Source organism: Calothrix sp. NIES-2100 (assembly GCF_963875285.1).
GTDB lineage: Bacteria > Cyanobacteriota > Cyanobacteriia > Cyanobacteriales > Nostocaceae > Aulosira.
Map to the genome: position 1 here is coordinate 237108 of NZ_CAWNLA010000001.1, position 16810 is coordinate 253917.

10 protein-coding genes are annotated in these 16810 nt (G+C 41.1%); 7 read left to right on the forward strand and 3 right to left on the reverse strand.

The window, feature by feature from the left end; genetic code table 11:
- Positions 1-215 precede the first annotated feature (215 nt).
- The 4 genes from AACU32_RS01050 to AACU32_RS01065 all read left to right on the forward strand — a co-directional run bounded on the left by AACU32_RS01050 (position 216) and on the right by AACU32_RS01065 (position 3834).
- Positions 216-1019, forward strand: coding sequence for a hypothetical protein (locus AACU32_RS01050; protein ID WP_096597018.1), 804 nt, complete (start codon positions 216-218; stop codon positions 1017-1019).
- A 212-nt stretch (positions 1020-1231) separates the two neighbouring features.
- Positions 1232-1729, forward strand: coding sequence for an LptA/OstA family protein (locus AACU32_RS01055; RefSeq protein ID WP_096597020.1), 498 nt, complete (start codon positions 1232-1234; stop codon positions 1727-1729).
- A gap of 26 nt (positions 1730-1755) precedes the next feature.
- Positions 1756-2484 carry an LPS export ABC transporter ATP-binding protein gene (gene lptB, locus AACU32_RS01060; RefSeq protein WP_096597022.1) on the forward strand — a complete coding sequence of 243 codons (729 nt, stop codon included), beginning with the start codon at positions 1756-1758 and terminating at the stop codon, positions 2482-2484.
- A gap of 174 nt (positions 2485-2658) precedes the next feature.
- The gene (locus AACU32_RS01065; protein WP_339377391.1) at positions 2659-3834 is read left to right on the forward strand and encodes an LptF/LptG family permease; all 1176 of its coding nucleotides are present in this window, start codon (positions 2659-2661) and stop codon (positions 3832-3834) included.
- A 114-nt stretch (positions 3835-3948) separates the two neighbouring features.
- Here AACU32_RS01065 and AACU32_RS01070 read toward each other — a convergent pair whose 3' ends face one another.
- Positions 3949-4569, reverse strand: coding sequence for a CP12 domain-containing protein (locus AACU32_RS01070; RefSeq protein WP_339377393.1), 621 nt, complete (start codon positions 4567-4569; stop codon positions 3949-3951).
- 407 nt (positions 4570-4976) lie between these two features.
- Here AACU32_RS01070 and AACU32_RS01075 point away from each other — a divergent pair, with 407 nt between their 5' ends.
- The 3 genes from AACU32_RS01075 (at position 4977) to AACU32_RS01085 (ending at position 6937) form a co-directional block, all read left to right on the forward strand.
- Positions 4977-6134 (forward strand): hypothetical protein, encoded by a 1158-nt coding sequence (locus AACU32_RS01075; protein ID WP_096597024.1) that lies wholly within the window; start codon positions 4977-4979, stop codon positions 6132-6134.
- A gap of 178 nt (positions 6135-6312) precedes the next feature.
- Positions 6313-6558: an AbrB/MazE/SpoVT family DNA-binding domain-containing protein gene (locus tag AACU32_RS01080; RefSeq protein ID WP_096597026.1), complete on the forward strand. Its 246-nt coding sequence runs from the start codon at positions 6313-6315 to the stop codon at positions 6556-6558.
- Entirely contained in the window at positions 6545-6937 is a 393-nt protein-coding gene (locus AACU32_RS01085) for a PIN domain-containing protein (RefSeq protein WP_096597028.1), read from the forward strand. The genes AACU32_RS01080 and AACU32_RS01085 overlap by 14 nt, the downstream gene beginning before the upstream one ends.
- 358 nt (positions 6938-7295) lie before the next feature.
- Here the strand turns inward: AACU32_RS01085 and AACU32_RS01090 are convergent, their stop codons facing one another.
- On the reverse strand, positions 7296-7772 hold the full coding sequence (locus AACU32_RS01090; protein WP_096597030.1) for a Uma2 family endonuclease: 477 nt from the start codon (positions 7770-7772) through the stop codon (positions 7296-7298).
- A 355-nt stretch (positions 7773-8127) separates the two neighbouring features.
- Positions 8128-16320 (reverse strand): Calx-beta domain-containing protein, encoded by an 8193-nt coding sequence (locus AACU32_RS01095; protein WP_096597032.1) that lies wholly within the window; start codon positions 16318-16320, stop codon positions 8128-8130.
- Between the last annotated feature and the right edge of the window lie 490 nt (positions 16321-16810).

A 16810-nucleotide genomic window follows, 5' to 3' on the forward strand; every position in this document is an offset into this window, starting at 1 on the left:
TGATTGCAAATTTGCATCATCTCAACCTGTGGAAATTACTCAAGAGTAATTCACCTGTACAATGTGCGAGTTTTTGGGATTTGTCTGCAAAACCTGATTTTAAGCGATCGCCTTCTTGCTCACTAAGTTGCGTGAATAAATCAAAATTTACGGTATAATTTTTATCCAAATTCTCCGAAAATTACTAACCAATAACCTATTTTGCACAAAAAATTATGACTTCCCAACCTTTAGATACATCAATTATTGCCGCCCTTGCAGACTTTGAAAAATCCAATTCCCCCAGTGTGTGGGCAAATTTGGATAAAAAGCAAGTGCTGGCGGAAATTAAAATCCGCCTCAACGATCCTTTTCAAGTTAATCAGGGGGGACAACCATTTTGTGGCCCTGCATCAATTTTGTTTGAACTGATTCGCAAACAACCACTCAGATATGTGCAAATTTGCCGCAGTCTGTTTGAAACTGGGGGTTTTGCAGGACAAACTAAACGCATTCAAGCAACTGAGAGGCTGCGGCGCTCTCAAGGTAGACTAAGGATGAGTCAAGCAGATTGGATGGTTTTGGCAACATTACGAGAATCGGAAAATCTGATTTTTCCTGTGGAACCAGATGCACCGGATATTCTCCGCAATTTAGCTGGTATGACTAAATCTTGGGAAATGAAAGGCTGGACACAGGAAGTTTTAAACTATCGCCAAGTCAAGTACATCCATACATATATATATGGTGAAACTGAAGCTTTGAATACAGCGACACAAGCGATCGCCTCTGGTGGTGTAGCTTTTGCTTTAATTACTGCTGATGGTTTACTTGACACTGGTAATCAGCCATTTTTGCCTTACCCGAATCATTGGATCACCATACTGGGGAATATCTCAATTAAAAGAGGTTTATTGTGGTCAAAAGATACTGGACGTTTCAGCATGGATGTCTACTCTTGGGCAAAAAAATATTACATCGACAAGGGTAAAGGCCATTTCGAGGATTATTTCTGGGGTGTGGTTTTGGGTTCGATGTAATTAGGCACAATCAGTTCGTAGTAAGCACAAAGCGTGCTTAAAAATTCACCGACTAAAGTCCTGACTACGAACTGATGCGAAACCTTGAGGTGGGGATAAGCGTCTATAGCATCAGTATTTATCTGAAATTAGTCCAGATGGGATTTTTCACGTTTGGATAGAGTAGTTGAGATAATTAAAATACAAGCTGAAATTCTAAATTGTAAATTGCTATGATGTCCTCCTATCGATTGACCAAAGCGCAAATACGTCGCTGTGCCTTAAGCTTGGTGTTACCAGTGACTCTCTTGGGTGCAATGGTGATTCCTCCCCAAGTGCAAAGTGTTACGGCACAAACATCTGGGGGAAATCGCCCTTTGACAATTCGCTCGGATGTCCAAGAATATGATGCCAAAAGCCAAGTGGTAACTGCTCGCGGCAATGTGCAAATGTTATATCCGGCACGCCAGATTCAGGCAACAGCTACTCAAGCACAATATTTTAGCAAGGAACGCCGGATTGATTTTAGTGGGAATGTCTATATTTTGCAACAGGGCGGCAATAGTATCCGCGCAGAGAAAGTAACTTATCTGATTGACGAAGGACGATTTGTGGCTTTGCCCGAATCTAACCGTCAGGTAGAGTCTATTTATATGGTACAGGATGGAGAACTTGGCGGACAATCTGCAAAACCTGCCCCAAAGACACCAGATCTCAAAGGTTCTAATTAGCAGTAACAGAGAGGGGCATCAAGAAAGTGAAAATTATTTTGGAGAATATCCACAAATCTTACGGTAAGCGGCAGATTGTCAATCGTGTTAACCTTTCTGTAGCTCAAGGAGAAGTTGTTGGTTTATTAGGGCCGAATGGCGCAGGTAAAACGACAACCTTTTATATCGCCACAGGGTTAGAAAAACCCAATCAGGGAAAAGTCTGGCTAGATAATCTCGATATTACCGCAATGCCAATGCACAAGCGGGCAAGGTTGGGTATTGGCTATCTAGCGCAGGAAGCAAGTGTTTTTCGCCAGCTTTCGGTACGCGATAACATACTCTTAGTACTAGAGCAAACCAATGTACCACAGTGGGAATGGTCAGGGCGAACCCAAAATTTACTGCGGGAGTTTCGTTTGGAAAAAGTAGCTAACAGTAAAGGAATTCAACTTTCTGGTGGTGAACGCCGCCGGACGGAATTAGCTAGAGCTTTAGCTTCTGGTAGAGAAGGGCCAAAATTTTTACTTTTGGATGAACCATTTGCTGGAGTCGATCCAATTGCAGTTTCGGAGATTCAACAGATTGTAGCGCGACTTCGCGATCGCGGTATGGGTATCTTAATAACAGATCACAATGTCCGCGAAACTTTGGCTATTACTGATCGCGCCTATATCATGCGCGAGGGACAAATTCTCGCTTTTGGTAATGCCAATGAACTTTATAATAACCCGCTAGTGCGTCAATATTACTTAGGCGATAATTTCCAAGTTTAAAACCAAATTGATTAATTAATAATTTCTCTGGAGATTGTTACACCTTTATTATTACCATTTAATCCAGAGGTTTTATCTTTATTTCCAGCGACTGATAATTTATTTTCCTGATTAAATTTACTTTCAAGGTTTGGCTGTGTCTGGGTTCTAGATATTTACTTTTTAAGTTAGTGTATGATTACAAAAAAGCTCACATCTTATTACACCCTCAATTCGCTGATGCCTTTTACGATCATGGATCGCTACCTAACCAGCGAATTACTACCGCCGTTTTTATTTGGGGTGGGAGCTTTTTCATCAATTGGGGTGACAATTGATGCCGTATTTGACTTAGTCAGAAAAATCGTAGAATCTGGGCTACCGATAGATATTGCGCTGCAAGTTTTTGTTTTAAAACTGCCAACTTTCATTGTTTTAGCCTTTCCTATGTCCACTTTGTTAGCTACTTTGATGACTTACAGTCGTCTTTCTAGCGAGAGTGAACTCATTGCCCTGCGGGGCTGTGGGGTAAGTGTTTATCGGATGGTTTTTACTGCTGTGATGTTAAGTTTAGTCGTCACAGGGCTGACATTTGTGTTTAACGAGCATATAGCACCAGCTGCAAGTTATCAAGCAAATATGACTTTAAACAACGCCTTAAAGTCAGATAAACCAATTTTAAAACAACAAAACATTTTCTATCCGGAATATCGAGATGTCAAGGGGGAGGATGGGACGACAAATAGAATATTGACACGCTTGTTTTACGCTGACCAATTTGATGGTAAGCGTATGACAGGTTTGACAATTATTGACCGTTCGGAAAAAAATCTCAATCAAATTGTCGTAGCAGAATCAGGGCAATGGAACGCATCACAAAACGTTTGGGATTTTTATAACGGCACCATCTATTTAGTATCGCCCGATCGCTCCTATCGCAACATTCTGCGATTTGAACACCAACAACTGCGCCTTCCCCGCACAGCATTAAGTTTGGCAGAAAAAAGCCGCGACTACGGCGAGATGAATATTTCCGAAGCCATAGAACAACTAGCTGTAGAACGTCTCGGTGGCGATCGCCAAAAAATCCGTAAACTGGAAGTCCGAATTCAACAAAAAATCGCCTTACCATTTGTCTGTGTAGTGTTTGGCTTAGTAGGCGCAGCGATGGGAAGCATACCCCAGCGCACTGGACGCGGCACAAGTTTTGGGATTAGTGTCATTGTCATTTTCTCATATTACTTCCTCAGCTTTATTACTGGAGCCTTAGGACAGGCGAATATCCTCTCTCCCTTTATGGGGGCGTGGCTACCTAACTTTATCGGCTTGGGAACAGGGCTATTTTTATTGATGCGAGTGGCGCAAAGATAAAGGGCATTGGGCATTGGGCATTGGGCATGGGGCATTGGGCATGGGGCATTTGTCCCCCTTGTCCTCCTTGTCCCCCCTGCCCCCCCTGCCCCCCTGCCCCCATTCCCTCATCCCTCAAGAACTATACTGCCGACATTCCGGGGCTTCTGGGTTGTCTTTACAGTATTCTTCAAAAGAGAGTTTGGCTGACTCCATACCTTCAGCTTTTTGATGGGCTGCTTCTGCTTGGAGTTCTTCAACTTCATCCCAAGCGGCGGCGCAGGCTTTAGAATAGGCTCCTTGTTCGGTACAAATAGCACGGGCTTGTGCGATCGCTTTTTGAATTCTCTCGTCTAGCAGTAAGCTTTTGGGAGCCTCAACAAAGTCGCTTTTTGTCAAAATATCGGTCACTGAAATAATCCCTAACAGCTTACCTTTAATCACAGGTGCCCTACGAATCCCAGTATTAGCAAACAACCGCGCTACATATTCCACACTCAACTCAGGATTGACGACAATGCAAGGCTTGCTCATGATTTCGTAAATTCGTACTTGCTTTGGGTCTTTACCGTAGGCTGTTACCTTATAGACAATATCCGTTTCAGTGACTATGCCATAGGCATCATGCTCATGACGACGATCCACAACCAAAGCACGCAATCCTTTTTCCTTCATTAGTCCCACCGCTTCAGCAACAGTCGCTGAACCACGAATGGTCACTACGTTCTTGGTCATGATATCTTCAGCTTTCATCATTGCTGTAGTCTCCTGGTAAATAATACTATGCGATGCAAGAACAAGGCTGGCAGCGCCTTTATAGGCATATCGACAATGGCAACGCACAGTTGAGTAACTAGAAAATAGCTACAACCATAAACTTAGACTAGCTTTCAATTCCTGATGATATCCAAAGTGACCATCGCTGAAAAATAGTTATCTTATTCCCCCAGCAAAGCCATACACAATAAACTAATTAGCAAAAAGTAAATTTTTCACTAATAATTGTCCATCACTAATGACTCATGAAGATTGAGCAGTTAGGATGAAATCAACCTTAAATTTTATTTGAAAATTTTTCTCAGCAGAAACTTTTTAGTCATCTCTGTATTCGGAAATTACGTAACTTATTATCACCTCTAAGTAAATTCCTCATACCCAAACCTATGTCAAATCTTCATTATCCCCCCGCCTACTTACGTTATCTTAAAGCCAGACTATTGAATTTAGGGCGACCTAGCTTTTGGGTGACAGCAATTATTTTATCTGTGCTGGGGCTGGTAACGTGGGAATTTCTGTCAGATCCAGATGTGTTTACTCAACAGCAGAATCAAGAAGCTAATTCCCCCAAGGTTACTGAATCCTCACTTTCAATTGAAGACAGAGCTGCGATCGCAGATATTGATAATTTACCAGTCCTGACTCAAGACATAGAACAAGCAAATTTGGCAGCCGGATTAAGTATACCTGAAGAAAATTCCCACGCCAAGAACAACCAAAGCTTATTTGATGATGTTATTAGCCAACAACCCTCTGCTACCAATGTTGCCAAATCAAATCCTAGCTTGGGAACAGTTAATGGCACATCTACTTTTAAGGATAACAACCCCTTTGTGGTACAAGCAGACAATTTATTGCGATCGGGTTATAGTAATAGCCCATTGTTAGATACTAAATCTTCAACTAATTCCTCAGCAGAAATAGAAACTGCAACAACACCCATTGTTAACTCAGGAATAGGATTAGCAAATCAAAGCAAGAAAACTCAAAATTCTGCTAATATCAGTCCCTTAGAAGCTGCTATCAATCAATCATCAAACCAGAATATTTCTGATTTCAATACTACAGTTTCTAGCCCCACAAACATTATGGGGACTAGTTCTGATACTGGAGTAGCATCAATAAACCAAAATTCTTCTAACCAGACAAATATTATGGGGGCTGCTTCATATAACGGAGCAACGATGCCATCAACTAATAGCTTACCCACTCAAAATGTAGCGCCTAACAATAACTTAAATACGGTCACAAGTTACACTCAACCAACTGCAACAAACCAAAATTCTTACCCTAACTTCAACAATAGTCAGCCATTACCTAATGGAATACCAGCAACAACAGTGACACCAACTGTTACTTCTGCTGTCAGCAACAATATTTCACCATATTCTGCGCCAACTTCAATACCTGGTGTTGTCAACCCCTCAACTCCCGCAGTATATGGTAATTATGGTACTCAACTACCCCAATCTCGCATTTCTCTTCCTCGCCCAACACCAGGTCTCTATGGTGGGGTTCAGATTAATGGCTATACCTATCCTTAGAATAAGCGATCGCTTTTAGTATTTTCAGCGAAAGAGCGATGCCTGAGGCGGGCTGTGCCAACGCACTGTGGGTAGTTACTTTGGCAATCGCTCTCCCATCATATCCATCAGATAATATCTATGCTTCCTTCATTCCATGTTACGATGAAGTAAGGAACTCAAGTAAGGAGTTTAAGTAATGACTACTGCAACCATCACGACGAAAGGACAAGTAACTATTCCTAAAGAAATTAGAGATTACCTAAATTTAGACACAGGTAGCAAGGTTGATTTTGTGATTGATGAAAATGGGATTGTGACACTTATTCCCTTGAATATCCCTGTTCAAAACTTATCAGGGATTTTACATCGTCCAGGGATGAAAAGCGCCACTTTAGAGGAAATGGAAACAGCAATCAGAGAAGGTGTAAGTGATTGGGGTTGATACAAATATTTTAGTGCGCTACCTGACAAAAGATAATGAGCAGCAGTGGGAGCAAGCTGTTGAGATTATTGAAGGAAAAGAGCAGTGTTTTATTGCTAATATAGTTCTGTGTGAATTAGTTTGGGTTTTGCGCGGTAAGCCTTATCAATTTAGTAGAGAAGAAATCAGTGAGACTATAGAGATGATGCTGCAATGTGCAGTTTTTGAGTTAGAAAATCGCTCTGTAGTTTATCAAGCATTACAGCGTTTTAAGCAAGGAAGCGCAGATTTTTCCCACTATTTGATTGGTGCAGTTGCTCAACAATCTGGTTGTACCACGACAGCAACATTTGACCGAAAGTTGAGAGACGACAAAGGATTTAATTTATTGGAGTGCTAACAAAGCGATGCCTGTGGGGGCTGCGCCAACGCACTGTGGGTAGTCATAAAGGCGATCGCTCTTTAAATTCTATAACCCAAAACCTCAGCATATAGGTTGGGGTTTAGCAATGCGCTTTACCCCTAAATTCATTGACGATAGACGAGCGATCGTACTATGAAATTGCGCTCTTTGAAATAAGACAATGAAACAGCGTAAATGCGTAGCGGCTTGTCGTTAGACATCGCACTTTGGGTAGTTATTTTGGCGATGCCTGGGTTGGGCTGCGCTAACGCACTTCATAATCTATGACATTAAAAAACCATAGACCTGTAGCGCCTTGTTGTTAGACTAACGCAATAGCACTCAGATTAATTACTTACCGTTGAATTTGCTTAGGAAATTTAGGGACTAATAAAGATTGTTCTAATTCACCTTGTTCATTATAGAATTTCATTTCACCTTGTTCATTACATAACCATACTTCTATAGCTTTAGCTTCTAAATATAATTTTTGTTTAAATTCCATTTCTTCCAAACTGTTACCACTGGATTTAACTTCTACACAGATTTCTGGTGCAATCGACGCTGAAACTTCATTTTCAATTTGCGTAAATCGTTCCTCTGAACACCAAACAACATCAGCAACTTTAACCCCATCTGACGTATCTATAGCGCATTCTGGCATAACTTCTCCGGTATTCAGTAGAGATTCTAATAAACGTTGGATTCTCCCTTGGTAAAAAGAATGTTTAATTTTTACGGGACTCATGACAATTTGACCCCATTTATTTAATTCGATTTTGAAGGGTAAATCTTGTAAATTTTTATTTTCACAAACTTCTTCCCATCTCATAATTAATATGTTCCGAGAGCGAGAGAACGATTGATTTAATTTTAACTGATTCATAAAGAGCGATGCCTGCGGCGGGCTGCGCCAACGCACTTTCATCTACAACCACAAAAGAGCGATGCCTGCGGCAGGCTGCGCCAACGCACTCTGGGTAATTACAGAGGCGATCGCACTTGAATATGTATGAGAATGGGAAAGCGATCGCACTCTGGGTAATTACTTTGGCGATCGCTCTTTAAATTCTATGACCCAAAACCACAGGATAGGGGTAGGGGTTTAGCAATGCTAAACCCTTACATTTATTCAGGATACAAGAGCGATCGCGCGTTTTCTCCCTATGTCACCTAACCTTTAAGCATTAAGCTCTAGGGACTCTAATATACCTATCAGGATTAGTTGCAAGGTAGTCAAAAATACGATGTAGTGTCCCAGATCCTCCACCATCATAATTTGTACTATAGTGAGACTCTGAAACTACAACTCTTTTTACACCAGAGCCATCAATATATACACGCTCAACCACAGCCACATGATTCATTTGACGCTGGACACCACTAGAATCTGTATACCATCTTGTCCATTGTGCAATGTCACCAAATTGTACATCATTGCTACTTACAATGGTTGCTCCATTGGAAAGCTGATTATGCCACTGATTAGCATTACCAGACATCGAATTAAGTGCAGCAGTACTGCCACCCAATTCTTTGACACGACCATAAGCGTACCAAGTACAATTTCCTTCTGTTGAACCAGTAGCATTCACAAGGCTTGATCCATAGCCTGATTGGGCAAATATGTTTCCAGTTGTATAAAACTGAGGACGATCTTTAAAATATTGCGCTCCCTGAGTTGTGAGCATAGGACTATAAGCTGGTGCTGTCACATCTTTCAACACCAAATCGACATAAGCATCTCCGACACTTTCAAACATATTAATCTTGAAGTCAAATGTGCCTGATTCTGGTGCAACAAATGTCCACTTCACCGCATTACCATAAGCACCAGGTTGCCATACACCATTTAAAGCATCAGGAGTAATATTAAACGCACCACCGCCCAGTTTATGAGCAAATATTTGATAACCATCATCTGAACGTACCCAAACTTCATAGGTATGTCCTGCTTCTAAGTTCTTGCGAGTATAAGCGTGCATCGCAAAGAAATCAGTAGGAACATTGGGCGCAGGTGAACCACTACCCCAATTTTGTGAATTCATCCCCCATTGTCCATCACCACGGACATTTCCACCTAGGTTCACTGTGCCAATTTTATGAGCATCATCCATAATTGGATTTCCTTGCCCATTCCAGTGGAAAAAGGTGGCATTCCATGAGTTAACTATGCCATCAGGATTGCCAAAGTTGTCATAGGGTTGATACTTGACAATTTCATAATTTAGTTGAGCGGCTCCTCCATTTTCTTTGTATTCAATGGTAACGGGATAATAACCACCAGAGGATGTGAAATAATCTGATAAATTAACAGTTTGATCTACCCACTGATCAATAATTAATTCATTGCCAATCCAAACCCTGACTCCATCATCTGAACTCAGATTAATTTTATAGAGTCCCGCAGCTAAATAACGTTCACTTTTGAATCGTGCTGAAAAGGCATCAACAGGAGTATTGGGAGGCGCACCTGAACCCCAGTTCCGACTAAAATTACCAGTGACATCGGTAAAACCTTCAGCATAGGTAGGCGTACCTGACAAATCTTTATTACCAAAATATTCGGCTGTCCAAATGCCAACAGGATCGGATTTACCAACAATAGTCCAATTGCGATCGGCTGTATCTTGAATATCCAAATCGCTGGTGTGGGTAGTACCATTCATCAACCAGACGACGTTTTGACCATTGGCATAATTACGCCAGATAATATCAGATTTAGCATCATTGTTAAAATCTCCTGCGCCCATAATATGCCAGTTGAGATCGGCAACTTTCTCAATGGTGGCGATACTAGTACGATTTACACCATTCATCAACCAAATGGAATTATCCCCTGTAGCTGCATTACGCCAGAGAATATCAATCTTGCCATCACTGTTAAAGTCACCTGTTCCGACGATGCGTTGATTTAGATCAGCCATTGAGTCTAAATCAACTCGATTGATCACGTTATATCCTTGCATCATCCAAACGTGATTAGCACCTGTTACATAGTTACGCAAGAGAATATCTACATTACCATCTTGGTTAAAATCGCCTGTTCCGGCAATATGCCAGTCATTACTATTTATTGCTTCAATCTCGATAGTCTGAACGTGCTGATTACCATTCATCAACCAAATACGAGTATAACCAGGAGAACCTACCCAATGATAACGCTGAATAATATCCGTGTTACCATCGTTATTGAAATCTCCTGTTCCTACAAAATTCCAAGCTCCATCATTTTTATCAAACCCATCATCAATATCTATCCAATTACCTGTAGTGCCATTCATTGCCCAAGCACCAAATTCTCCATTGGATAGATTCCGCCACAGGATATCATTTGTACCGTCTTTATTAAAGTCGGTAACTAAACCTAAATGATTGGGTTTGCTGTTTGCAGGAGTTTCTTTTAACTCGACATTAAAGGCTGACCATCCTAAATGGTCATAACCTTGAATATAGAAGTCATAATCTCCAGTTTGATTGACATTAAAGTATAATGTCGTACTTGGTTCTTGATCGCTACGAATACGCCAGTCTGAACCAAGATAGGTGATCTCACCTGTCACTAAATTCTTGACAAAGAAGCGTGTACCATCATCAGATTGAGTAGTAACTTGATAGGTTTTTCCGTTTTCTAAACGGGTAGTTGTCCACGCTTGCATTACAAAGTTATCGCTTTGAACATTTGGTGCTGGATTTCTTTCTCCAAATTTCGCATTCAAAAGGATAGTATTACCAGTTGGTTGTGCAGCAGATTGACGATAGATTTTGACAGTGTATGAGCCTTGATTATTCAAATAATCACTGTCATTGACGTAGAAATCAACTCGTTGACCATTTCCTAGAACTTCATAAGTATAAACATGATCCGCTCGATATTCTCCCCAGAAGTCGTCATTTCCTCCACCAAGCAGATCAGAGAATAAACCTATATCTGGTGGTATTGAATCTCCTGCAACGCTACTCCAGTTATTCTGACTATAAAAACGCGCATCTGCTTGCCATCCACTTAAATTAGTAGCTGGATTCCAACTACCAGATGCTTCAATTCGATAACGTACACCCGCTTCTAAGACTGAAGAATTAACTTTTGGTTGTCCAATAGGAGCAACATTAGCTCTCGAATCAACCGTCAACGTTTCAAACGGTGTAGATTCATAAACAAATCCATTCTGCCAACCCAAATTTACAGTGGCAACAGGATGATTGAAGTCGTAACTATTAACGGCCGAATAATTTGTATCGTTCCGATTGATGAAACTGACATTCCATTGTTTTGGATTAACAGGTAAACCCTGATTTGGATTTACCCAAGTGGGATTATTTACTAATGTGCCATTGCGCTGGACAAAACTAGAATCAATAGCTACATTTCCTGCGCTCTCATTGAATTTCCAATTACCTACTAATCCTGCTTCATTGCCATTTAATTCATGATTCAGATAATTTTTGATATCAGCTTGAGTTCGGGCTGTATTCCAAATTCTGACATCATCTATCTGTCCCTTAAGATAAGCATCAGCACTCCAATTACTGCGCCCTATATAGTTATTAGTTCGGGTAACATTTAAAGGAGCTAAAACATTTCCTGAAGCTTTTAGTTCTCCATTCCAATAAATGTATCCGTTCCCTTGTCCATCATTAACAGCAGCAACATGTACCCATTGTTGCGTGGGGAATACATCATTGGTGATAATTTTTTGAGTATTTGCTCCTTGGAAACTTTCCCAGAACATCTTACCAGAATTTTCAACATACCCAAGGATAATATTGTTATTATTGGCTCCATTCCCTAAGTCAATAATCCGTGACCAAAGTTGATGTTGATCAACATAAACCCATGCTTCCACTGTCACAGAACCACCAAAACTTGTAGCGGGGACATTAACATAATCATCCACACCATCAAATTTGAGATTATTTCCCAAATTACTATCAGCAATTCGGACAATAGCTTGAGTGTTATTTCCTAAACCATAGCTATTATTCGCTTGTAAACTGAGAACAATAGTTTCATCACCTTCAGTGATTAAATCATCCTTAACATTAATGGGAAGCGTGACGCTACTTTGTCCCACAGGAATGATAACAGAACCAGTTAATGTATCGTAATCAGTACCATTAGTCCCTGTTCCTTGTACCGTATAATTCACAGTTAATGCTTGTGTCGTAACTCCGGTACGACTAAAAGTAAATTGACCTGGGTTTGTCGTTTGTCCGGCTAGAGTTTCACCTGCATTAATATCTGTGGCGCTGATGGTAACTGTCGGTTTATCGTTGTCTACAATGTTGAGTGTAGCAGTCTTGACTGTACCCAAATTGTAATTCGCATCAGTTGCTAAGGTCAGGACAACTGTTTCACTACCCTCGAATTCCAAATCATCAATGGGATTAATATCAATGTTGGCTGTGGATGAACCAGCCGCAAAGGTGACACTGTTGGTTAAAGAGTTGTAATCTGTACCATTGGTTGCTGTCCCCGTGACTGTGTAATAGACTGTGACTGCGTTAGTCGTATTGACTGTGCGGGTTAGGGTAAATCTACCGGGATTTGCGGTTTGTCCAGTTAAGGTTTCGCCAGCAGTGGTATCTGTGGCACTGATGGTAATTGTGGGTTTATCGTTATCTACAATGCTGACAGTAGCAGCTTTGGCTGTACCTAAAATGTAATCAGTACCAGTTGCTAAGGTGAGTACAACTGTCTCAGTGTTTTCAAGGAGGACATCATCAATGGGAATAATATCAACATTGGCTGTGGATGAACCAGCTGCAAAGGTGACGCTGTTGCTGAGTGCATTGTAATCTGTACCATTGGTTGCTGTTCCCGTAATTGTGTAATTGACTGTCAGTGCTGAATCAGTATTTCCTGTACGAGTCAGGGTAAATTTACCGGGGTTTGTTAATTGTCCAGCTAAAGTTTCACCTGCACTGTTATCTGTGGCGCTGATGGTAATTGTGGGTTTATCGTTGTCTACAATATTGACACTAGCCGTATTCACCGTACCCAAATTGTAATTCGCATCAGTTGCTAAGGTCAGTACAACTGTTTCATTACCCTCGAATTCGAGATCGTCAATGGGAGCAAGATTAATAATTGCTGTGGATGAACCAGCCGCAAAGGTGACGCTATTGGTTAATTGATTGTAATCTGTAGCATTGGTTGCTGTGCCCGCAACTGTGTAATTGACTGTCAGTGCTGAATCAATATTTCCTGTGCGCGTCAGGGTAAATTGACCGGGATTTGCAACTTGTGTGGCTAAGGTTTCCCCAGCATTGTCATCTGTAGCGCTGATGGTAACTGTGGGCGTATCGTTATCTGCAATGTTGACAGTCGCAGTATTGGCTGTACCCAGATTGTAGTTTGTACCAGTTGCTAAGGTGAGTACTACTGTCTCAGTGTTTTCATTGGCGAGATCATCAATCGGAGTAATATTAATTATTGCTGTGGATGAACCAGCCGCAAAGGTGACGCTGTTGGTTAATGGGTTGTAATCTGTACCATTGGTTGCTGTTCCCGCAACTGTGTAATTGACTGTCAGTGCTGAAGCCGTATTTCCTGTGCGCGTCAGGGTAAATTGACCGGGGTTTGCGACTTCTGTGGTTAAGGTTTCGCTAGCATTGTCATCTGTGGCGCTGATAGAAATTGTCGGTTTATCGTTATCGACAATGTTGAGTGTAGCCGTCTTAGCTGTACCCAAATTGTAATTAGTACTAGTTGCTAAGGTGAGTACAACTGTTTCATTACCCTCAAATTCCAAATCATCAATGGGAGTGATATCAATAAAAGCTGTGGATGAACCAGCTGCAAAGGTAACGCTGTTGGTTAAGGAGTTGTAATCTGTACCATTAGTTGCTGTGCCGGTAATTGTGTAATTGACTGTCAGTGCTGAAGCCGTATTGACTGTACGAGTCAGGGTAAATCTACCAGGGTTTGCGGTTTGTCCAGTGATGGTTTCGCCAGCATTGTTATCTGTAGCGCTGATAGTAATTGTGGATTTATCGTTATCGACAATGTTGAGTGTAGCAGCCTTAGCTGTACCCAAAATGTAATCAGTAGCAGTTGCTAAGGTGAGTACAACTGTCTCAGTGTTTTCCAGGAGGACATCATCAATGGGAATAATATCAACATTGGCTGTGGATGAACCAGCTGCAAAGGTGACGCTGTTGCTGAGTGCATTGTAATCTGTACCATTGGTTGCTGTTCCCGTAATTGTGTAATTTACTGTTAGTGCCGAATCAGTATTTCCTGTACGAGTCAGGGTAAATTGACCGGGGTTTGCGACTGCTGTGGCTGAGGTTTCGCCAGCATTGTTATCTGTGGCGCTGATGGTAATTGTCGGTTTATCGTTATCAGCAATGTTGGCTGTAGCAGTATTGACTGTACCCAAATCGTAATCCGCACTAGTTGCTAGACTCAGGACAACGGTTTCATTACCCTCGAATTCCAAATCATCAATCAGAGTAATATCAATGTTTGCTGTGGATGAACCAGCTGCAAAGGTGACGCTGTTGGTGAGTGCGTTGTAATCTGTACCATTGGTTGCTGTTCCCGCAACTGTGTAATTAACTGTCAGTGCGGAATTAATATTTCCTGTGCGAGTTAGAGTAAATTGACCGGGGTTTGCGACTTGTGTGGCTAAGGTTTCACCCGCATTGTTATCTGTGGCGCTGATAGAAATGGTGGGTTTATCGTTGTCTGCAATGTTAACAGTATCAGTATTGACTGCACCCAAATTGTAATTCGCACCGATTGCTAAGGTCACCACCACTGTCTCAGTGTTTTCCAAAGCGACATCATCAATGGGAATAATATCAACATTGGCTGTGGATGAACCAGCTGCAAAGGTGACGCTATTGGTGAGTGCGTTGTAATCTGTACCATTGGTTGCTGTCCCCGCAACTGTGTAATTGACTGTCAGTGCTGAAGCTGTATTCCCTGTGCGCGTCAGGGTAAATTGACCGGGGTTTGCGACTTCTGTGGTTAAGGTTTCACCTGCATTGTTATCTGTGGCGCTGATGGTAACTGTCGGTTTATCGTTGTCTACAATGTTGAGTGTAGCTGTCTTAGCTGTACCCAAATTGTAATTAGTACTAGTTGCTAAGGTGAGTACAACTGTTTCATTACCCTCGAATTCCAAATCATCAATGGGAGTGATATCAATAAAAGCTGTGGATGAACCCGCCGCAAAGGTAACGCTGTTGGTTAAGGAGTTGTAATCTGTACCATTAGTTGCTGTGCCGGTAATTGTGTAATTGACTGTCAGTGCTGAAGCCGTATTAACTGTACGAGTCAGGGTAAATCTACCGGGGTTTGTTAATTGTCCAGCTAAAGTTTCACCTGCATTGTTATCTGTGGCGCTGATAGTAATTGTCGGTTTATCGTTGTCTACAATGTTAACAGTAGCAGCTTTGGCTGTACCCAAATTGTAATCTGTACCAGTTGCTAAGGTGAGTATTACTGTCTCGGTGTTTTCCAGGAGGACATCATCAATGGGAATAATATTAACATTGGCTGTGGATGAACCAGCTGCAAAGGTGACGCTGTTGGTGAGTGCGTTGTAATCTGTACCATTGGTTGCTGTTCCACCGACTGTGTAATTGACTGTTAGTGCTGAATCAATATTGTCTGTACGAGTCAGGGTAAATTGACCGGGGTTTGCGACTGCTGTGGCTAAGGTTTCGCCAGCATTATTATCTGTGGCGCTGATGGTAATTGTGGGTATTATGGTTGATTGTTCAACTAGCAATCGGCTTCCATCAACAACAATGGTTTTGGTATCATCTTCACGACGAAGCTGACTAAGCTTATCTGCACTCAGTTGGTTACCTGAAATCAATTCTGCTAATATCTCACCTTCATCGCCAGGGGAGTCAACTCTGTTGGCGTAAGCATCGAGGAAGTGTCCTTGTTCTTCAACAAGAACTTTACCTACAGCATTTGGGTTTGTTGAATTCTGTGTAAGAAAATCACTGTTAATGTAGATGGTGTTGGTACTTTTTGCATATGCACCGAAAGCACCATTGATTTGAGTATTAGAGAGAAATTGTACATCTGGTAATACACCATAGTGTCCACCGAATATCTCAACACCTAATGCTTCTGCTTTGTGAATATCAAAGGTATCTCCGAAGGCAATCTGAGATGCTTCTACAAAGTTGCTTTTGAAGATACTCCCAGCTGCGTAAATTAATGCTAGGTTTGGATTGGTGGGGTTTTTCCATGCGTCAATGAGAGTCTCACCTGCTAATGACAAAAGTTGCTGTGAATCCAAATTTTTCCAATCCTGTAGGCAAGGATTAACCGAATTATTATCTAGATAATTTAAAGTATTATTCAATTGTGCTGAAGAGTAGTCGATATGATTTTCGGAATTTTCAAACATGGTTAAATGGTTTCCAAAGATTGTAGATCGACAGAATTGCTGAGAATGTAATTTTTATTTAAGACAAAGTTATGACGGATGAAACATATTTTATGATCAGGAATTTAGTTGTTTACTAAAAGGCTAAAATCCTGACTAAAAAACCATCAAAAATCCTCTGGACAAATACTACTATTAGGGCGATATTGTACTTGCTCTCTATGGATTAAAACATCTGTGTCGGTTACTAAAACGGTAAAGTTATTTCAGAATGAATAACTATCTATGCAATTCAAATGAACGATACAATTCAATTTCCAGGTTGATTGGGCAAAGCTGGAAATTGAATTAACTTTGCATAAATAATTATTAAATACATCATGACAAATCACGTTTAAGCAAGCCTAGAGCGTGATTACCTAAATTTTTATAAATTTAATGTGAATTTGACGAACTCACAAAAGAATGAGTCTGTAACTAGTACAGCACGGCGTAAATAAACCAACCATTG